Annotated in this window: 20 protein-coding genes and 1 pseudogene; 8 read left to right on the top strand and 13 right to left on the bottom strand. The window is 59.6% G+C overall.

Annotated elements, in window-relative coordinates; genetic code table 11:
• Positions 1-117 precede the first annotated feature (117 nt).
• Genes PMI21_RS00165 through PMI21_RS29310 form a run of 3 tightly spaced genes read right to left on the bottom strand, consistent with a single transcriptional unit; the run spans position 118 to position 3,522 of the window.
• The gene (locus tag PMI21_RS00165) at positions 118-1,023 is read right to left on the bottom strand and encodes an acyltransferase (RefSeq protein ID WP_007942191.1); all 906 of its coding nucleotides are present in this window, start codon (positions 1,021-1,023) and stop codon (positions 118-120) included.
• The gene (gene pta / locus PMI21_RS00170) at positions 1,024-3,123 is read right to left on the bottom strand and encodes a phosphate acetyltransferase (protein ID WP_007942190.1); all 2,100 of its coding nucleotides are present in this window, start codon (positions 3,121-3,123) and stop codon (positions 1,024-1,026) included.
• Between the two features lie 60 nt (positions 3,124-3,183).
• On the bottom strand, positions 3,184-3,522 hold the full coding sequence (locus tag PMI21_RS29310) for a DUF3565 domain-containing protein (RefSeq protein WP_081499583.1): 339 nt from the start codon (positions 3,520-3,522) through the stop codon (positions 3,184-3,186).
• Here PMI21_RS29310 and PMI21_RS00175 point away from each other — a divergent pair.
• The 3 genes from PMI21_RS00175 (at position 3,491) to PMI21_RS00185 (ending at position 5,855) form a co-directional block, all read left to right on the top strand.
• Positions 3,491-3,976, top strand: a complete 486-nt coding sequence (locus tag PMI21_RS00175) for an FKBP-type peptidyl-prolyl cis-trans isomerase (protein ID WP_007942189.1) — start codon at positions 3,491-3,493, stop codon at positions 3,974-3,976. The genes PMI21_RS29310 and PMI21_RS00175 overlap by 32 nt on opposite strands.
• A gap of 124 nt (positions 3,977-4,100) precedes the next feature.
• Positions 4,101-4,583 carry a glutathione peroxidase gene (locus tag PMI21_RS00180; RefSeq protein ID WP_007942188.1) on the top strand — a complete coding sequence of 161 codons (483 nt, stop codon included), beginning with the start codon at positions 4,101-4,103 and terminating at the stop codon, positions 4,581-4,583.
• A 168-nt stretch (positions 4,584-4,751) separates the two neighbouring features.
• Entirely contained in the window at positions 4,752-5,855 is a 1,104-nt protein-coding gene (locus PMI21_RS00185) for an NADH:flavin oxidoreductase (protein WP_007942187.1), read from the top strand.
• 70 nt (positions 5,856-5,925) lie between these two features.
• On the opposite strand, the gene PMI21_RS00190 is transcribed toward PMI21_RS00185, so the two are convergent.
• Positions 5,926-7,125, bottom strand: coding sequence for a glycosyltransferase family 4 protein (locus PMI21_RS00190; RefSeq protein WP_007942186.1), 1,200 nt, complete (start codon positions 7,123-7,125; stop codon positions 5,926-5,928).
• A gap of 40 nt (positions 7,126-7,165) precedes the next feature.
• Positions 7,166-7,921: a sulfate transporter CysZ gene (gene cysZ, locus PMI21_RS00195; protein ID WP_007942185.1), complete on the bottom strand. Its 756-nt coding sequence runs from the start codon at positions 7,919-7,921 to the stop codon at positions 7,166-7,168.
• Positions 7,922-8,235: 314 nt separating this feature from the next.
• Between cysZ and trxB the strand changes: the two genes are divergently transcribed.
• Entirely contained in the window at positions 8,236-9,198 is a 963-nt protein-coding gene (gene trxB, locus PMI21_RS00200) for a thioredoxin-disulfide reductase (protein ID WP_007942183.1), read from the top strand.
• Positions 9,199-9,257: 59 nt separating this feature from the next.
• Here trxB and PMI21_RS00205 read toward each other — a convergent pair whose 3' ends face one another.
• The 7 genes from PMI21_RS00205 to PMI21_RS00235 all read right to left on the bottom strand — a co-directional run bounded on the left by PMI21_RS00205 (position 9,258) and on the right by PMI21_RS00235 (position 13,866).
• Positions 9,258-10,508 (bottom strand): 2-aminoadipate transaminase, encoded by a 1,251-nt coding sequence (locus PMI21_RS00205; protein ID WP_007942182.1) that lies wholly within the window; start codon positions 10,506-10,508, stop codon positions 9,258-9,260.
• Positions 10,509-10,790: 282 nt separating this feature from the next.
• A complete protein-coding gene (locus PMI21_RS00210; RefSeq protein ID WP_007942181.1) occupies positions 10,791-11,129 on the bottom strand; it encodes a HopJ type III effector protein in 339 nt (112 codons plus the stop codon).
• The gene (locus tag PMI21_RS00215) at positions 11,122-11,418 is read right to left on the bottom strand and encodes a DUF1244 domain-containing protein (protein ID WP_007942180.1); all 297 of its coding nucleotides are present in this window, start codon (positions 11,416-11,418) and stop codon (positions 11,122-11,124) included. Before PMI21_RS00215 ends, PMI21_RS00210 begins: the two co-directional genes overlap by 8 nt.
• Positions 11,419-11,486: 68 nt before the next feature.
• Complete coding sequence (gene folX / locus PMI21_RS00220; RefSeq protein ID WP_007942179.1) at positions 11,487-11,858, bottom strand: dihydroneopterin triphosphate 2'-epimerase; 372 nt, start codon at positions 11,856-11,858, stop codon at positions 11,487-11,489.
• 2 nt (positions 11,859-11,860) lie between these two features.
• On the bottom strand, positions 11,861-12,421 hold the full coding sequence (folE, locus tag PMI21_RS00225; RefSeq protein WP_007942178.1) for a GTP cyclohydrolase I FolE: 561 nt from the start codon (positions 12,419-12,421) through the stop codon (positions 11,861-11,863).
• A 23-nt stretch (positions 12,422-12,444) separates the two neighbouring features.
• The gene (folM, locus tag PMI21_RS00230; protein WP_007942176.1) at positions 12,445-13,155 is read right to left on the bottom strand and encodes a dihydromonapterin reductase; all 711 of its coding nucleotides are present in this window, start codon (positions 13,153-13,155) and stop codon (positions 12,445-12,447) included.
• Between the two features lie 141 nt (positions 13,156-13,296).
• The gene (locus PMI21_RS00235) at positions 13,297-13,866 is read right to left on the bottom strand and encodes an antibiotic biosynthesis monooxygenase (protein ID WP_007942174.1); all 570 of its coding nucleotides are present in this window, start codon (positions 13,864-13,866) and stop codon (positions 13,297-13,299) included.
• 192 nt (positions 13,867-14,058) lie between these two features.
• Here PMI21_RS00235 and PMI21_RS00240 point away from each other — a divergent pair.
• A pseudogene (locus PMI21_RS00240) lies at positions 14,059-15,035 on the top strand (MerR family transcriptional regulator).
• Between the two features lie 3 nt (positions 15,036-15,038).
• Here PMI21_RS00240 and PMI21_RS00245 read toward each other — a convergent pair.
• Positions 15,039-15,644, bottom strand: coding sequence for a hypothetical protein (locus tag PMI21_RS00245; RefSeq protein WP_007942172.1), 606 nt, complete (start codon positions 15,642-15,644; stop codon positions 15,039-15,041).
• A gap of 274 nt (positions 15,645-15,918) precedes the next feature.
• Here PMI21_RS00245 and PMI21_RS00250 point away from each other — a divergent pair, with 274 nt between their 5' ends.
• The 3 genes from PMI21_RS00250 to PMI21_RS00260 all read left to right on the top strand — a co-directional run.
• Complete coding sequence (locus PMI21_RS00250) at positions 15,919-16,374, top strand: flavodoxin (RefSeq protein ID WP_007942170.1); 456 nt, start codon at positions 15,919-15,921, stop codon at positions 16,372-16,374.
• A gap of 167 nt (positions 16,375-16,541) precedes the next feature.
• Positions 16,542-17,324: a class II aldolase/adducin family protein gene (locus PMI21_RS00255; protein WP_007942169.1), complete on the top strand. Its 783-nt coding sequence runs from the start codon at positions 16,542-16,544 to the stop codon at positions 17,322-17,324.
• Positions 17,325-17,495 (top strand): alpha/beta fold hydrolase (locus tag PMI21_RS00260; protein ID WP_007942168.1); only part of this gene is annotated, 171 nt, incomplete at its 3' end.

Raw genomic sequence — 17,495 nt, 5'->3', positions numbered from 1 at the left:
CGTGGGAATGCCGCCCGGGACGCTCCGCGTCCCTTCGCAAGCGTGACGCAGAGCGTCACAGGATGCATTCCCACGCAGAGCGTGGGAACGATCAGTTAAGAGGCCGGTACAAGCACCTCAAACCTTGGCCGGATACTCCCGATGCATCTGCCCCAACAACGCATCCTTGTCATTCCACAGCTGATTGATCCAGCCCTGAAACTCCAGTCGATACACCCCGTCCTGGTCGTAGTTCTTGCCGACGAACTGCGGTGGAATCTTCAGCTCCTGAAAGTGCACCACCACGTCTTTCACATTACCGCAGAGCAAATCCCAATAACCCGGACGCCCGGCCGGGTAGTGGATGGTCACGTTGACGATCGCTTCCAGCTGGTCGCCCATGGCATCCAGTACGAATGCAATGCCGCCCGCTTTCGGCTTGAGCAGGTAGCGGAACGGTGAACTCTGCTGGGCGTGCTTGCCCTCGGTGAAGCGCGTGCCTTCGACGAAGTTGAAAATCCCCACCGGGTTATTGCGGAACTTGTCGCAGGTATTGCGGGTGGTCTCCAGGTCTTTGCCTTTCTTCTCCGGATGTTTTTCCAGATAGGCCTTGGAGTAACGCTTCATGAATGGAAAACCCAGCGCCCACCATGCCAGGCCAATCACCGGCACCCAGATCAGTTCCTGTTTGAGGAAGAACTTCAGCGGGCGGATGCGACGGTTGAGCACGTACTGCAACACCATGATGTCGACCCAGCTCTGGTGGTTGCTGGTGATCAGATAGGAGTGCCGATAGTCCAGGCCTTGAAAACCGCTGAGGTGCCAGCGTGTGCGGCAAACCAGATTCATCCAGCCTTTGTTGTTACTGATCCACGCTTCGTGGGTATGACTCATCAGCCAGCGCGCGAAACGTTGGGTGAGGGCGAACGGCAACACTTTGAACAGCGCCACACAGAACAGAAACGAGCAGAGCAGAATCGTATTCAGTGCCAACAGCAGCGAGGCGATCACGCCGCGCACGGGTGCAGGTAGAAAATCCAGCATTTAAACATCCATAGGTCGGTTGGCCGCTTGAATCGCGGTCAACGCGATGGTGTACACGATGTCGTCGACTTGCGCACCACGCGGCAGGTCGTTCACCGGTTTGCGCAGGCCTTGCAGCATTGGCCCGAGGCTGACGCAGTCGGCGCTGCGTTGCACGGCTTTGTGGGTGGTATTACCGGTGTTCAGGTCAGGGAACACGAACACTGTGGCACGACCGGCCACCTGACTGTTCGGCGCCAGTTGCCGGGCCACGGTTTCGTTGGCGGCGGCGTCGTATTGCAACGGGCCGTCGATCAACAGTGAGTTTTGCTGTTCGTGGGCGAGCAAGGTGGCCTCGCGAACCTTCTCGACTTCTTCGCCGCTGGCCGATTCACCGCTGGAGTAGCTGAGCATCGCCACCCGTGGAGTAATGCCGAACGCCGCTGCCGAATCGGCGCTTTGCAAGGCGATCTCGGCCAGTTCGCTGGCGCTCGGATGCGGGTTCATCACGCAGTCGCCGTAGACCAGCACCTCTTCGGGAAACAGCATGAAGAACACCGACGACACCAGGGTGCAGCCCGGCGCCGTTTTAATAAGCTGCAGGGCCGGACGGATGGTGTTGGCGGTGGAGTGAATGACCCCGGACACCAGCCCGTCGACTTCATCCAGCGCCAGCATCATGGTGCCGATCACCACGGTGTCTTCCAGTTGCTGCTCGGCCATCGGCGCGTTGAGGCTTTTGGTCTTGCGCAACGCGACCATTGGCTCGATGTAACGCTCACGAATCAGGTCCGGATCGAGGATTTCCAGCCCCGGCGGCAACTCGATGCCCTGGGCGCGGGCGACCGCTTCGACGTCCGCCGGTTTTGCCAGCAATACACAACGGGCAATGCCCCGGGCCTGGCAGATCGCGGCGGCTTGCACGGTCAACGGCTCGCTGCCTTCAGGCAACACGATGCGCTTGTTGGCGGCCTGGGCGCGCTGGATCAGTTGATAGCGGAATACCGCTGGCGACAGGCGCATTTCCCGTGGCGTACCGCAGCGCTGGTGCAGCCAGTTGGCGTCCAGATGGCCGGCGACGAAGTCGGTGATGATCTCCGCGCGCTCGCGATCGTCGATCGGGATTTCCTTGTTCAAGCCGTTCAGCTGGTTGGCGGTGTCGTAGGAACCGGTGCTCACCGACAACACCGGTAGGCCGGCCTGCAAGGCGCCACGGCACAGCTCCATGATGCGCGGGTCGGGCAGGGTGTCGCTGGTCAGCAACAGGCCGGCCAGGGGCACGCCGTTGATCGCCGCGAGGCTGACTGCGAGGATGATGTCGTCGCGATCGCCAGGGGTCACCACCAGCACGCCGGGCTTGAGCAACTCCACGGTGTTGCGCATGGTGCGGGCGCAGATAATGATATTGGTCATGCGCCGGGTTTCGTAGTCGCCGGCGTTGAGCACCTGGGCGCCCATCAGATCGGCCACGTCGCGGGTGCGCGGTGCGTTCAGTTCCGGTTGAAACGGGATGCAACCGAGCAGACGGAAGTCGCCGCTGCGCAGCAACGGCGAGTGCTCCTTCAGGCGCGAAGCGAAGGCGTCCATGCTTTCGTCGGTCTTGACCTTGTTGAGGATCACGCCCAGCACTTTCGGGTCTTTCGGCCCGCCGAACAATTGCGCCTGCAATTCCACCCGGCCGGACAACTCGGTCAGTACTTCGTTTTCCGGCGCCGAAACCAGGATCACGTCGGCGTCGAGGCTCTTGGCCAAGTGCAGGTTGACCCGCGCGGCGTAGCTGGCGCTGCGGGTCGGGACCATGCCTTCGACAATCAGCACGTCCTTGCCGACAGCGGCTTGCTGGTAAAGGGTGATGATTTCTTCGAGCAATTCGTCCAGCTGACCGTCGCCGAGCATCCGCTCGACATGGGCCAGGCCCAACGGTTGAGGCGGTTTCAAACCGTGGGTGCGGGCCACCAGTTCGGTGGAACGTTCAGGGCCGGTGTCGCCCGGGTGTGGCTGGGCAATCGGTTTGAAAAAGCCGACTTTGAGGCCGGCCCGCTCGAGGGTACGCACCAGCCCGAGGCTGATGGAGGTCAGACCCACACCAAAATCGGTGGGCGCGATAAAAAAAGTTTGCATGCGGATTCTCTAAGGGTGCATGGCAATGGTGAACGCCTATGGCTGGCGCTCTACCGATATTCAGTGGTCAAGGTTATCGCTAACCGAGCCCTGTGCGCACCAACCGCAATCAAAGGGCTGGCCTATTTTTTCATTGCGCCGCAAAGGGTCCAGCACCCAGGCCCGGGATTGCCACGGTGGCTGGTGCCGCAAGTGTTGGGTATGGCCGCAGGACAGCTCGGCCACCCAGTGCCCGTCCTCGTCCTGATGAAAACCTGTGATGGTCGACGCTTTCATTGCACCCCGTCTGTCCGGGTTGTGTTCGCTTTCGGGCGATTGCTTCGCTAAACTTGGACATTCATCTTTCTTATGCAAAAGGTCTCGCCCCATGCTGATCGCCGCCAATAAGGCTGTCTCCATCGACTATACCCTGACCAACGACGCTGGTGAGGTCATCGACAGCTCCGCCGGCGGCGCGCCGCTGGTCTACCTGCAAGGCGCAGGTAACATCATCCCGGGCCTGGAAAAGGCGCTGGAAGGCAAAGCAGTCGGTGACGAACTGACTGTTGCCGTAGAACCTGAAGATGCCTACGGCGAATACGCTGCCGAACTGGTCAGCACCCTGAGCCGCAGCATGTTCGAAGGCGTCGACGAACTGGAAGTGGGCATGCAGTTCCACGCTTCCGCTCCGGACGGCCAGATGCAGATCGTCACCATTCGCGATCTGGACGGCGACGATGTCACCGTCGACGGCAACCACCCGTTGGCCGGTCAGCGCCTGAATTTCCAGGTCAAGATCGTTGCCATCCGTGATGCCAGCCAGGAAGAAATCGCTCATGGTCACGTCCATGGCGAAGGTGGCCATCACCACTGATTTTCTGCGCTAAGCTTTCGAGAACTGGAGAGGCGCCCGAGGGCGCCTTTTTAGTCCGCGGCTGTCCTTGGCGACATGACCAAGTGGCTGTTTCGAGAAGAACACGGGAAATTTGGAGTCCGTCATGAGTGCTTTTCACGACCTTACATTGAAAGCTTTGGATGGCAAGGAGTTACCTCTGGCGCCCTTCAAAGGGCACGTCGTGCTGGTGGTCAACGTCGCCTCCAAATGTGGCTTGACCCCACAGTACGCTGCTCTGGAAAACCTCTACCAGCAATACAAGGGCAAGGGTTTCAGTGTGCTGGGCTTGCCGTGCAACCAGTTTGCCGGGCAGGAACCGGGCACCGAGCAGGAGATACAGGAGTTTTGCAGCCTCAACTATGGCGTGAGCTTTCCGTTGTCCAGCAAGCTGGAAGTCAACGGTCACGATCGTCATCAGCTGTACCGCCTGCTGGCGGGCGAGGGCGCGGAATTCCCGGGCGATATCACCTGGAACTTCGAAAAATTCCTGTTGGGCAAGGACGGTCGCGTATTGGCGCGGTTCTCGCCGCGTACGGCGCCGGATGATCCTTCTGTCGTCCAGGCTATCGAAAAAGCGTTGAGCTGAATTCCGCAAAATCAAGATCAAAAGATCGTCCGAACGCGGCCCGAGCCTTCGGACGATCTTTTGCTTTCTGTCTTTTGACTCTTAATCACTCAAATCAATAGTGCTGTTCAAGGCTGGATACGCTCCATATTATCAACGTCATAAAGTCTATGTCCCGTGGAGCGTCCCATGCCTGTCAAAGCCCTGTTCAAGCCTTTTCACCTCGGCGCTCTCGAATTGCCGACCCGAGTCGTCATGGCACCGATGACCCGCTCGTTTTCGCCGGGCGGCGTGCCCAACTCCAAAGTGATCGAATACTACCGTCGCCGCGCCGCCGCCGGAGTTGGCCTGATCATCACCGAAGGCACCACCGTCGGTCACAAGGCCTCCAACGGCTACCCGAACGTGCCGCACTTCTACGGTGAAGCTGCGCTGGCCGGCTGGAAGAAAGTCGTCGACGCGGTGCATGCCGAAGGCGGCAAGATCGTTCCGCAACTGTGGCATGTGGGCAGCGTGCGTCGTATCGGCACCGAACCGGATGCCAGCGTGCCGGGTTATGGTCCGTCGGAAAAGTTGAAAGACGGACAGGTCGTGGTTCACGGCATGACCCGCCAGGACATCCAGGAGGTGATCGCCGCGTTCGCCCAGGCCGCCAAAGATGCCCAGAGCATCGGCATGGACGGCGTGGAAATCCACGGCGCCCACGGTTATCTGGTGGATCAGTTCTTCTGGGAAGGCAGCAACCAGCGCACCGACGAATACGGTGGCAACCTGGCCAACCGTTCGCGCTTCGCCATCGAACTGATTCAGGCGGTACGCGCAGCGGTCGGCGAGGAATTCCCGATCATCTTCCGTTTCTCCCAGTGGAAGCAGCAGGACTACACCGCACGTCTGGTGCAGACACCCGAGGCGTTGGGCGAATTCCTCGAGCCGTTGTCCGATGCCGGCGTGGATATTTTCCACTGCTCGACGCGGCGTTTCTGGGAGCCGGAGTTCGACGGTTCCGAACTGAACCTGGCCGGCTGGACCCGCAAGCTCACCGGCAAACCGACCATCACCGTTGGCAGCGTCGGCCTGGACGGTGAGTTCCTGCAATTCATGGTCAACACCGACAAGATCGCGCAACCGGCCAGCCTGGAAAAACTGCTGGAGCGTTTGAACAACGATGAATTCGATCTGGTTGCAGTGGGGCGTGCGTTGCTGGTGGACCCGGACTGGGCGCAGAAAGTGCGTGACGGTCGTGAGCAGGACATCCTGCCGTTCAGCCGTGAGGCGTTGATGACGCTGGTGTAAGCGGCGACTGGAAAGGCCTCTTCGCGGGCAAGCCTCGCTCCTACAGGCGCGAGGCAAGCCCGCGAAGCTTTTAAGGCAACAACGCTGCATCGGGTAGGGGGTGCCCCCGCACACAAGCCCCCCGCAACTGCCCCTCGAACTGCTCGATAATCGCCGCCCAGCCCTGACGGCTTGCATGCTGGCGGGCATTGAGCCGCACGCAGCGCAAGGTTTCGCGCTCCTCCAGCAGCCAGCGTGCCGCATCGCAGAACGCCTGTTCATCCCCGGGCATGGCCAATACGCCGTTGTAGCCATGGCGAATATGCTGAGCCGCCGCAGCCTGATCGTACGCCACAACCCCCAACCCCGAAGCCAATGCTTCAAGCACCACATTGCCAAAGGTTTCGGTCAGGCTCGGAAACAGAAACACATCTCCCGACGCATAGTGACTGGCCAAGGCTTCGCCGCGTTGTGAGCCGCAGAAAATCGCTTCGGGCAATTCCTGCTCCAGCACCGATCGTTGCGGGCCGTCACCGACCACAATCAATTTCATGTTCCGCTGTGGATAAGTAGCTTTCAGCGTGTCGAAACTGCGCTTGAGCAGGCCAAGATTCTTCTCCTGGGCCAGGCGTCCTACGTGGATGAAGGCGATGTCATCCTCGGCCAGTCCCCATTGCTCACGCAGCGGTTTCAGTCGTTTGACCGGATGAAACAACTGGCTGTCGACGCCTCGAGAGAGTAACGCCAGACGCTCGAAACTGCGGCGCTCCAGCTCCAGTCGCTGGCTGGCGCTGGGCACCAGGGTCAGGGTCGAGCGATTGTGAAACCAGCGCAGGTAGTGGGTCAGCAAACGCGTCAGCAACCCGAGCCCGTACTGGCTGGAGTACTGCTGAAAATTGGTATGAAACCCGCTGACCACCGAAATCCCCAAACGCCGTGCCGCGCGTAACGCCGACAACCCCAGCGGTCCTTCGGTGGCGATGTACAACACATCCGGGCGATGGCGCTTCCAGCGCCGCAGCAACTTGTGCATCGACGACTGACCCCATTGCAGGCCGGGATAACCCGGCAGCGGCCAGCCCCGACACAGCAGCAACTCATCGTTGCTACCCATGAGCGGGTCGCCACCCTGACGTGGCCGTATCAACTCCACCTGATGCCCGCGCGCGCGCAAACCGTCGAACAAGCGGCCAAGGGTATTGGCCACGCCGTTGATTTCCGGGGGGAAGGTTTCGGTGATCAGGGTGATATGCAGAGCTGTCGTCATGACCTCAGTGTCGGCTGAGGCCATGTCGTCATTGTGACGGTGGGATGATGGATATGTGACGCGATTAACGGCGCTCTGCCACCAGATTCTCCGCGCCACGCTCACGCACCCAGAACAGCGTCGCCCCGGCCACGGCCGCCGGCATCATCAGAATGTTCACCACCGGAATCAGCAGCACCAGATAAACGATCCCGCCGAAGCTCATACTCTGCCAGCGCTTCTTGCGCAGCCAGGCGAGCATCTCGTTCCAGCCCAGTTTGTGGTTGTCCGCCGGGTAGTCGATGTACTGGATCGCCATCATCCACACCCCGAACAGCAGCCACAGCGGTGCGGCGATGATGTTGACCACCGGGATGAATGACAGGATGAACAGCCCGATGGCCCGTGGCAGGAAGTAGCCGAGCTTGCGCATTTCCCGGGTCAGGGTGCGGGGGATCATGGCGATCAGTTCACCCCAGCTGAAGGCCGGGAAATCGTCGGTGCCGCGCACCACCACTTCGACTTTCTCCGCCAGGAAGCCGTTGAACGGCGCGGCGATGACGTTGGCGAGCATCGTGAAGGTAAAGAACACCATCAGTACCACCAGCACCACGAATAGCGGCCAGAGGATGTAGCTGAGGAAACCCAGCCAATCGGGCAGGGACGGCATCAACGTATCGACCCAGAGGCTGAACTGATGGCCGGCCAGATAGATCAATCCGACGAACAGCACCAGGTTGATCGCCAGCGGCAACAACACGAACAGACGCAGACTTGGGCTCAGGACCAATTTGAGGCCCTCGCGCAAATATTGTGGGCCGGACAGAACAGGGGCGGGCATAACGTGCTCCTAGCAGAGGTAAACGCGCCGACCTTACCGGCTTTGCCTGACAGGCGAAAGCGCGGTAGCGGCATCGACATTAACTGTAACAAAGGCGTCTATGCATTCACGGCAACGACATAGAGACCGCCTATGAGCTGGATTGTTAAACCGTATTTCCTTAATCTTCGCCCCCTCGATACGCTGCACCCATTCTTTTTACAGGACTGTCGAGCCCAAGCCTTCCCCAAGTGCTTTCAACGGTCCTTTTTTATTCCCGCCGGCAATCCGGCGTTCCGCGCCCAGTGTTTCGGGCCGGTCAACAGGAGCAGGTCATGTCTGAAGTTCGTCATTCGCGAGTGATTATTCTCGGTTCCGGCCCTGCCGGTTACAGCGCCGCGGTCTATGCCGCCCGTGCCAATCTCAAGCCACTGTTGATCACCGGCATGCAGGCCGGCGGTCAACTGACCACCACCACCGAAGTCGACAACTGGCCGGGCGACGTCCACGGCCTGACCGGCCCGGCGCTGATGGAACGCATGAAAGAGCACGCCGAGCGCTTTGAAACCGAAATCGTGTTTGATCACATCAATGCCGTGGACTTCGCTGCCAAGCCGTACACCCTGATTGGCGACAGCGCGACTTACACCTGCGATGCACTGATCATCGCCACCGGTGCCAGCGCTCGTTACCTGGGCCTGCCGTCGGAAGAAACGTTCATGGGCAAAGGCGTTTCGGCCTGCGCAACCTGCGACGGTTTCTTCTATCGCAACAAGCCAGTGGCGGTGGTCGGTGGCGGTAACACCGCTGTCGAAGAAGCGCTGTACCTGGCCAACATTGCCAGCACCGTGACCCTGATTCACCGTCGCGAAACCTTCCGCGCCGAGAAGATCCTGATCGACAAGCTCAATGCCCGGGTTGCCGAGGGCAAGATCATCCTGAAGCTGAACGCGACCCTGGACGAAGTGCTGGGCGACAACATGGGCGTGACCGGTGCTCGCCTGAAGAACAACGATGGCAGCTTCGACGAAATCAAAGTCGACGGCGTGTTTATCGCCATCGGCCACACCCCGAACACTTCGTTGTTCGAAGGTCAGCTGACGTTGAAAGATGGCTACCTGGTTGTACAGGGCGGCCGTGATGGCAACGCTACTGCCACCAGCGTTGAAGGCATCTTCGCTGCCGGTGACGTGGCTGACCACGTTTACCGTCAGGCCATCACCTCGGCCGGCGCCGGTTGCATGGCGGCCCTGGACACCGAGCGTTACCTCGACGGCCTGCAGAACGCTTCGTTCTGATTCCGTAGAAAGCAAAAAACCGGCCTTGGCCGGTTTTTTTGTGGGCAGACGATTCTGCCTCAGGACAATTTCGCAAGGCACGCCTCAAGAATATCCAGCCCTTCCTCCAGCACGGCGGCCTCAGTGGTTAATGGCGCCAGCAGCCGAATAATGTGGCGCGACTTGCCGCTGGGCATCAGCAGCAAGCCCGACTCTCGCGCCACGGCCAGCAGTTGTGTCAGTTGTGCCGACGCCGGTGTGCCGTCGGCATTGATCAACTCGATGCCGCGCATCGCACCCACGCCGGTCAAACGGCCCAGATAGGGTGACAGTCCGCGTGCTCGCCAAGATTCGTAGCGGCTGACAATCGCTTCTTCCTGCTGCGAGCCCCAAGCGTGCAGATGTGCATCACTCATTTCGTCCAGGGTCGCCAACGCGGCGGCGCAGGCGATGGGATTGCCTGAGTAGGTGCCGCCCAGTCCGCCCTTGGGCAAGTTGTCGACTAGCGACTTGCGCCCGACAACCGCACCCAGCGGTACGCCGCCGGCAATGCTTTTGCCCAGCAGGATCAGGTCCGGCTCAATGCCCAGTCGCGAGAACGCAAACCGCTGGCCGGTGCGGCCGAAGCCGGACTGGATTTCATCGGCGATGAGCAAAATGCCTTTGTCATCACAGAATCGCCGCAGCGCCTGGGCGAACTCCACGTCCATCGCCAGAAAACCGCCTTCGCCCTGTACCGGTTCGACGATAAAACAGGCCACGTCATTCACGTCGATCTCGACGCTGAACAGCCGATCCATGGCCTTCAGGGCCTCGGCGCAGGTCACGTCATTGTCTTTGCTGGGGAAGGGCAGGTGATACACCGGCCCCGGCAGCACGCCGACTTTCTGCTTGTAGGGGGCGACTTTGCCGTTGAGGTTGAGGGTGGCCAGCGTGCGGCCGTGGAAGGCGCCGTCAAAGGCAATGACCGCGGTGCGGCCGGTGGCGCCACGGACGATCTTCAGGGCGTTTTCCGCCGCTTCCGCGCCGCTGTTGGTGAGCATGCCACTGACCGGGTAATCCACCGGAATAAACGCGGCCAGGCGCTCCATGAGTTCGAGGTAAGGCACGTGGGGCGCTGCGTTGAACGCGTAGTGGGTCAGGCGGGTGGCTTGTTCGCGAATGGCCTCGACAATGCGCGGATGGCAATGACCGAGGTTCAGTACGCCGATTCCCCCGACAAAGTCGATGTAGCGTTTGCCGTCGGTGTCCCAGACCTCGGCATTTTTGCCGTGGCTGAGGCTGACGGGGTGAACGATGGAGATCGACTGGCTGATGGTTTCGCTACGCATGGATGGCTGACTCTGAAGAAGGGATGCTTCTTTTTATCTAAGCCGCGAGCAGAGGTGTCCGGCAAACGAAATAAAGTTACCGGGTCAATCTTAAAAGTCGGGATGTATTCGAATGCGTATCAGATAAGAGCCAGGGTAGGCAAAGCATAACCTGTGGCGAGGGAGCTTGCTCCCGCTGGACTGCGCAGCGGTCCTTTTTTTAGGGCCGCTACGCGACCCAGCGGGAGCAAGCTCCCTCGCCACAGCTTCAGTGTTAAACGGAGCGTTTTTTGCGGGCTTTAATCAGCGACGAGTCAGCGGCTGCTGAACGAACTTCACACCGGCCAAGCCATGGGCAATCAGCGCCCGGATATTGCCATGGTCGCTGCCTTCGGGCGTCGCCACCACCGAACGGTAATGCTCACCGAATGCCAACAGCGCTTCTTCATCGCTCAGACCTTCCAGCAGCGCCAGGCCCAGTGTCTTGCACGAGCCTTCGTTCTGCCCGGCTGCGTTTTCCACGCCGCCGTTGTTGAAAGCCTGGGGCTGGTAGTCATAACCGGCGGCAATGAATGCCAGGGTGTCGGCGAAAACGTGTTCGCCGCTGTTGAGGCTGGCGCGCAGGGTGTTCAAATCACTCATTGGGTTTTCCTTTGGCGAACGCCGCTTGTTGGTCGGCGCTGGCTTCTTTCTGGTATAGGGCTTTCCACTCGGCGTACGGCATGCCGTAAACCACTTCGCGGGCTTCATCGAGGCTGACGTCGATCTGGCGTTCGTCGGCGGCGGCCTTGTACCACTTGGACAGGCAGTTACGGCAGAAACCCGAGAGGTTCATCAGGTCGATGTTCTGCACGTCCTTGCGGCTGTCCAGGTGGGCAACCAGCCGGCGAAAGGCGGCGGCTTCAAGTTCCAGGCGTTGTTGATCGTTCATGATGGGCTCTGTGCAATCAAATCGTGGCGTGGATGATAAAAGCCTGGCGAGCGATGCGCCAGACGCGGTCAGCGGCTCGCGGCCAGGGTAATCGACACCGACTCGGCGAAGCGCAACGCGTGGGGCTTGTCGACTTCGACTTCGGCGTACAGCACCGACTCGTTGGCCATGATCAGGTCCAGCAACTCCTGGGTCAGGCGCTCGAGCAGGGCAAAGCGATTGCCTTCCACGTGGGCAATGATCGCCTTGGTGATGGTGCGGTAGTTCAAAGCGTGATCGATGTCGTTGTCACGCACGGCGTCCTGGGCGGCATACAGGATGGTCAGGTTGATCAGCACATCCTGCTTGTTGAGGATTTCGTCCTCGTTGATCCCGATGAAAGTCCGCAAACACAGGTCCTTGACCCGGATGCGTGCCATTCCTGGTTGAAGTTGTGGCATTGCTACTTGCTCCGTCCAATCAATTGCAGGAACTCCTGGCGGGTGTTGCTCGACTCGCGGAAGGCGCCGAGCATCACCGAGGTGTTCATGGTCGAATTCTGTTTCTCGACGCCGCGCATCATCATGCACATGTGCTGGGCTTCGATGACCACCGCGACACCAGCGGCATCGGTCACTTGCTGCACGGCTTCGGCGATTTGCCGGGTGAGGTTCTCCTGGATTTGCAGGCGGCGGGCGAACATATCCACAAGCCGTGCAATCTTCGACAGGCCCAGCACCTTGCCCGTTGGAATATAAGCCACATGCGCCTTGCCGATGAAGGGCAGCATGTGATGTTCACACAGCGAGTACAACTCGATGTTGTCGACAATGATCATTTCATCGTTGTCGGAGGCGAACAGCGCGCCGTTGACGATCTCTTCGACACTCTGTTCGTAACCATGACACAGGTATTGCATCGCCTTGGCGGCGCGCATCGGAGTGTCTTGCAGCCCTTCGCGATCGGGGTTTTCACCGAGGCCGATTAGGATCTCGCGAAAGTTTTGGGGCAGGGATAACGTCATGGGGACATCCTCGCGGGGGCGGCTTATTTGACGTGCCGTCCGCCGTTGACGGTCAGGGTCGTGCCGGTGACATAAGGGTTGTCGAGCAAATAGCGCAGGCTCTGGTAAATCACTTCACTGCCAGGCTCGATGCCCAGTGCGGACTTGGCCAGGACCCTGGCGCGGTACGCCGCGTCGTCGTCGGGATTGAACAGTAGCAGGGCTGGCGCGATACCGTTGACCTTGATGTCTGGCGCGTACTTGGCGGCAAAGGACAGGGTCAGGCTGTCGAGCCCGGCTTTGCTGGCGCAGTAGCCGATGTGCTTGCTGCTGCCCTTGCGGGTCACATCATCGCTGATGTGCACGATATCGGCGGGGCTTGAGTGTCTGAGCAAATCGGCACAGTGCAGGTTAATCAGATAGGGCGCCAACATATGCACGCTGAACATGCGGGTGAAGGCTTCGACTTCTGCGCCCGGGGTTTCGGCCAGCCATTCGGAGGCGTTGTGGACTATCGCCCGCAGGCTGTCGGTGTGGTTCTTCAGTTCGCCGATGAACGCGAGAATTCCGGCCTCGCTGGAAAAGTCCGCGAACACCGCGGTCGCTCCCAGGTCGCGAAGGGTCTTTACGCCGGGGCGTTCGCTGCGGTAACTGAAAATGACCGGATGGCCGTCTTCGAGCAAACGCTGCGCACAGTGCAGGCCGACACGCTGGCCGGCACCGGTGATGAGGATGGGGGCTGCGGAAGAGGTCATGAACGGCTCGCGTCGCGGTTAGAGCAAAACTATACCAGCGACCGGCCGTGCCTTGTCCCGAAAAGATCGCAGGCTGCGCCAGCTCCTACGGGGGCGTGGAGTCTTGGCGCTTATGCAGGTGCTGGCGCAGCCTGCGATCTTTTAGCGATTTTGAGTAGAGGGTTCCGCAGGCAACGGTCGTTGCGGTGCGGTGTGCAGCCAGCCGGCCAGCAGATGGGTCGACAGTGGAATGAAGAAATAGACCATCAACGGCGTCAGGCACAAGGTGCTGACGAACACGCGGGCCAGCAATCCTGTTTCGGCCAATAACGGCCCCAGCACAAAATTGAACAGCAGGGACACCGGAAAGAACGCCAGCCAGATCGCCACAGCCTGCTTCCAGCGTGGCGGACGTTGCCCGACAGCACCGAACCAGCCATCGATGCCACTGACCCGATGTTCCGAAGGGTGGGCAAACAGATTGCTGCCGCGGCCCAGCCAGGCGGTACGCGACGCGGAATGCTCCCAGGCGTGCAGCGTCTGCTCGTCGGCGAAGCGGAAAATAATCTGGAATTCGTCATCGTCGGGTGGCGGAGCGAGCACGCCAGAGCCGAGGTAACCGGGGAAGTCGGTGGCCAGTTGTTCGCCTTCGCGCAACCAGGCCATCAGGTCCTGATAACGCCCATCGGCGACGCGACGCGCAACCATCAGCGTGACGGGGGAAGTAGACATTGTGTATCTCCGTAGGGCAAACGCGTCGCTCCGGATAAGAGCTTCGCCAGACACAGCGCCGGGGTGGTGGGCTGCGTCTCGGGACAAGCAAGGATTATTCCTGATTACGTCATGGACGTCAGTACCAACTTCTTTCAACTTCGTGTTGAATGCTACCGGGGCGGGAGAGTTAGAATGTATTCAAATATATACATGGACGTAGATTTGAAGATGCCTGTGCTGACCGACCGCGCACCTGGCTTGACCTCCGGCACCTCTCTGATTCGAGAAGAGCTGTTCCCGATTCGTGAGGTCGCGCGCATGACAGGGGTCAACCCGGTCACGCTAAGAGCCTGGGAGCGACGCTACGGGCTGATACAGCCCTCCCGCACCGAAAGCGGGCACCGTTTGTATTCGATGATCGATATCGAGCGAGTTCGCAGCATCCTCGGCTGGATCGAGCGCGGTGTCGCGGTCAGCAAGGTTGGCAAGATACTGGCCAAGACCGAACCGCTCCAGGTGCTGGAGCGGATCATTCCCGACGAATTCGTTCAAGCCGACTACGGCCAATGGCAGCAGCAGGTCAACGCGGCGGTGAGTGTTTTTGACGAAGTACAACTGGAGCACATCTACGGTCAGATTTTTTCCAGTTATCCGCTGATGGTTGTATTCCAGGACATCCTGATTCCGATCTGGAAGCTATTGCTACACCGCCATGATGCGTTCGGTCAGATCAGCGAGTGGCTTTTTCTGGATGGCTTTCTGCGTTCTCGAGTATTGCAACGCCTGTTGCTGGTGCGTGTCATGCAGCCGCGACGAGTGATTGTCTGCGCCTTGGCCGACCAATGCCGTGAACTCGAAGTATTGGTCACGGCGTTGTATCTGAGCAGCATCGATTCGGCTATTCAGTTGTTGGCGATCGGGCAGCCCTTCGACGAGTTGATCCTGGTCTGTGAGAAGATCAAGCCCAGTGCACTGGTGCTGATTTCCAATCACGCGCCGGCTGCCGAACTGCCTCGACGTTTGAACCGTCTGGCCATGGGGCTGGATTGTCAGCTGTTTCTGGCCGGGGATGCGTCCGACCTGGCGCAAGAGAGTCTGGCCGGGTCGTCAGTGGGTTGCCTTGGAAACGAGGGGGGGGGATGCGCCAGCGTCTGAAACAGTTCCTGGCGGGAAACCTGGATACCTGAGATTCAAATATGCAAAGCAGGATGGGTCAGGCGATGTTGCTGAAGAATGTACTGACGCAGACGCTCGGTTTCGTCCTTGTCACTCTGGCTCAACTCGTAGGCGTAGAAACCTTGCTCGGTCTCACGCTCCAGGGTGCCGCGCAACGCAATCCGCTCATAGCCTGACGGGCTGAACCACAACGCGAAGTGCTTTGGCGCTTTGGTCTTGTTACGAACTTCCAGCAAAACCCCTTTGAACGATATTTCGTGCACCCACATCGTGCCGGGTTGCCCCTTGGCATTTTCCAGCGCCACTGGCTCTTCGAGCGGCAGGCGCCATGGCCGGATCATCGGGCCGTCTTCATAAATACTGGGGACGCCGAGGCGTAGATGCATGGCGTGAAACTCATCTTCCACCAGGTGCAGCGGGAAGGTCATTTGCTGATTTTCGAAAGTGGCCTGGATGGTGACTTGCTCATGAGCGGCCAGGCGTGTGAGCAAATCACGGATCTGCGAGCCGCCGTTGACGAGCAAACTCGACGTCGCATCCCGCACATTGAGTTGCGGGTTGTGTTGCATGGTCTGGATAAAGTCCAGCTCATCCTGGGTCAGGAGTGCGTCGCGCTGCATGATTTGCTCGAAAGAAATAATTACAAAGTCATCGGTGATTGTAGTAAATGACCATTAATTCGCGGATTGGTTTGAGCCGTTCGTCGCGTCCTGCTCATCTTCTTTTTCAGCAATCACGATGCCGTCGCTGGACGCGTCGATCACCCTTTGCAGCAGTGAGGCATTGATCATCGCAGAGTCCTTTGCGTATTGACGGGTACGTTGCATTCTAAAAGATCAATGAGGGCTGTGCTGTTAATATCTCGGCCTTTTACTCAGCTTCAGGATCAGATTGATGAAAGTCGCCATCCTTTCCGGCTCGGTGTACGGCACGGCTGAAGAAGTCGCCCGCCACGCAGCAAAAATTTTAAACGCCGCCGGTTTTGAAACCTGGCACAACCCGCGCGCGACACTTGCCGATGTTCAGGCTTTTGGCCCGGATGCATTTCTGGCGGTGACCTCGACCACCGGCATGGGCGAGTTGCCGGACAACCTGCAACCGCTGTATTCGATGATCCGCGATCAATTGCCCGCCGCCTGGCGTGGCTTGCCGGGTGCCGTTATCGGGCTGGGCGACTCGAGTTATGGCGATACGTTTTGCGGCGGCGGTGAGCAAATGCGTGAGCTGTTCAGCGAATTGGGCCTGCGTGAAGTCCTGCCGATGCTGCGTCTGGACGCCAGCGAAACCGTCACGCCGGAAACCGACGCCGAGCCTTGGCTGGCGGACTTGGTCAGCGTTCTTCGGGGCTGACCGGCCTTTACTGGCGGCAGTGCTCTGACATGGATCCAGGCTCACCCACGCACTGACTCACTCGGCCATCAAGCTGGCTGCCAATGCAACTACCCGAAGTCTGGAGGCTGACTAGACTGCTGTAACGTCAGTAAAACAATAAGAACAGAAAAACGGGAATCCTTGCCGTGAATGTAGCCCCCGTCCAGTCGCCACACAGTGTCAAAGGTAAAGTCAGTGCTGCCGAGTGGCAGACCCGCGTCGACCTGGCTGCCTGTTATCGTCTGGTCGCCCTCCACGGCTGGGACGATCTGATCTTCACGCACATTTCGGCCAAGGTGCCGGGCACTGAAGATTTCCTGATCAACCCGTTCGGGCTGATGTTCCATGAAATGACCGCGTCGAGCCTGGTCAAGGTCGATCAGGCCGGTAACAAGTTGATGGACAGCCCCTACGAAATCAACCCGGCGGGCTACACCATCCACAGCGCGGTGCATGAAGTCCGGCATGACGTCGTGTGTGTACTGCACACCCACACGGCGGCGGGGGTGGCGGTATCGGCGCAGAAACAGGGCATTTTGCCGATCAGTCAGCAGTCATTGTTCGTCCTGTCCAGCCTGGCTTATCACGCCTACGAAGGCGTGGCGCTGAACCATGAAGAGAAGGCGCGGCTGCAAGCCGACCTGGGTGAGAACAATTTTCTGATGCTGCACAACCACGGTCTGCTGACCTGTGGCGGCACCATCGCCGACACGTTCCTGATGATGTTTACCTTCCAGCGCGCCTGCGAGATTCAGGTGCTGGCGCAGAACGGTGGCGCGGAGCTGATCGCCATCGAACCGCAGATTCTGGCGGGCGCCAAGGCGATGATCGCCGGCGTTACCAAAAGTGCTCAAGGGATGGGTGGTGCGCTGGCCTGGCCGGCGCTGCTGCGCAAACTCGATAAACAAGACCCGGGTTATAAACTCTAAATGGCACTCGCCGAAATTCCGCTGTGTGTCTGGCGTAAACGCGGCCAGACGTTCGTCTTCCGCGGTCAGACCATCCGCTATTGGGCTGCGGGGCAGGGCGAGCCGCTGTTGCTGATCCATGGCTTCCCGACCGCCAGTTGGGACTGGCATTACCTGTGGCAGCCGCTGGGG

Origin of the sequence: Pseudomonas sp. GM18 (assembly GCF_000282195.1) — a bacterium.
Taxonomy (GTDB): Bacteria; Pseudomonadota; Gammaproteobacteria; order Pseudomonadales; family Pseudomonadaceae; genus Aquipseudomonas.
This window is presented reverse-complemented; position numbering and strand designations above follow the sequence as displayed.

Excerpts from the sequence above, each read along its gene's own strand:
- PMI21_RS00180 (WP_007942188.1), top strand. The coding sequence starts at position 4,101 with ATGAGTGCTTTTCACGACCTTACATTGAAAGCTTTGGATGGCAAGGAG.
- folE (WP_007942178.1), bottom strand. The coding sequence starts at position 12,421 with ATGACGTTATCCCTGCCCCAAAACTTTCGCGAGATCCTAATCGGCCTC.
- folX (WP_007942179.1), bottom strand. The coding sequence starts at position 11,858 with ATGCCACAACTTCAACCAGGAATGGCACGCATCCGGGTCAAGGACCTG.
- cysZ (WP_007942185.1), bottom strand. The coding sequence starts at position 7,921 with ATGCCCGCCCCTGTTCTGTCCGGCCCACAATATTTGCGCGAGGGCCTC.
- pta (WP_007942190.1), bottom strand. The coding sequence starts at position 3,123 with ATGCAAACTTTTTTTATCGCGCCCACCGATTTTGGTGTGGGTCTGACC.
- PMI21_RS00235 (WP_007942174.1), bottom strand. The coding sequence starts at position 13,866 with ATGTCTACTTCCCCCGTCACGCTGATGGTTGCGCGTCGCGTCGCCGAT.
- PMI21_RS00215 (WP_007942180.1), bottom strand. The coding sequence starts at position 11,418 with ATGAACGATCAACAACGCCTGGAACTTGAAGCCGCCGCCTTTCGCCGG.
- PMI21_RS00185 (WP_007942187.1), top strand. The coding sequence starts at position 4,752 with ATGCCTGTCAAAGCCCTGTTCAAGCCTTTTCACCTCGGCGCTCTCGAA.
- PMI21_RS00190 (WP_007942186.1), bottom strand. The coding sequence starts at position 7,125 with ATGGCCTCAGCCGACACTGAGGTCATGACGACAGCTCTGCATATCACC.
- PMI21_RS00250 (WP_007942170.1), top strand. The coding sequence starts at position 15,919 with ATGAAAGTCGCCATCCTTTCCGGCTCGGTGTACGGCACGGCTGAAGAA.
- trxB (WP_007942183.1), top strand. The coding sequence starts at position 8,236 with ATGTCTGAAGTTCGTCATTCGCGAGTGATTATTCTCGGTTCCGGCCCT.
- PMI21_RS00205 (WP_007942182.1), bottom strand. The coding sequence starts at position 10,508 with ATGCGTAGCGAAACCATCAGCCAGTCGATCTCCATCGTTCACCCCGTC.
- PMI21_RS29310 (WP_081499583.1), bottom strand. The coding sequence starts at position 3,522 with ATGGAGACAGCCTTATTGGCGGCGATCAGCATGGGGCGAGACCTTTTG.
- PMI21_RS00165 (WP_007942191.1), bottom strand. The coding sequence starts at position 1,023 with ATGCTGGATTTTCTACCTGCACCCGTGCGCGGCGTGATCGCCTCGCTG.
- PMI21_RS00210 (WP_007942181.1), bottom strand. The coding sequence starts at position 11,129 with ATGAGTGATTTGAACACCCTGCGCGCCAGCCTCAACAGCGGCGAACAC.
- PMI21_RS00245 (WP_007942172.1), bottom strand. The coding sequence starts at position 15,644 with ATGCAGCGCGACGCACTCCTGACCCAGGATGAGCTGGACTTTATCCAG.
- PMI21_RS00175 (WP_007942189.1), top strand. The coding sequence starts at position 3,491 with ATGCTGATCGCCGCCAATAAGGCTGTCTCCATCGACTATACCCTGACC.
- folM (WP_007942176.1), bottom strand. The coding sequence starts at position 13,155 with ATGACCTCTTCCGCAGCCCCCATCCTCATCACCGGTGCCGGCCAGCGT.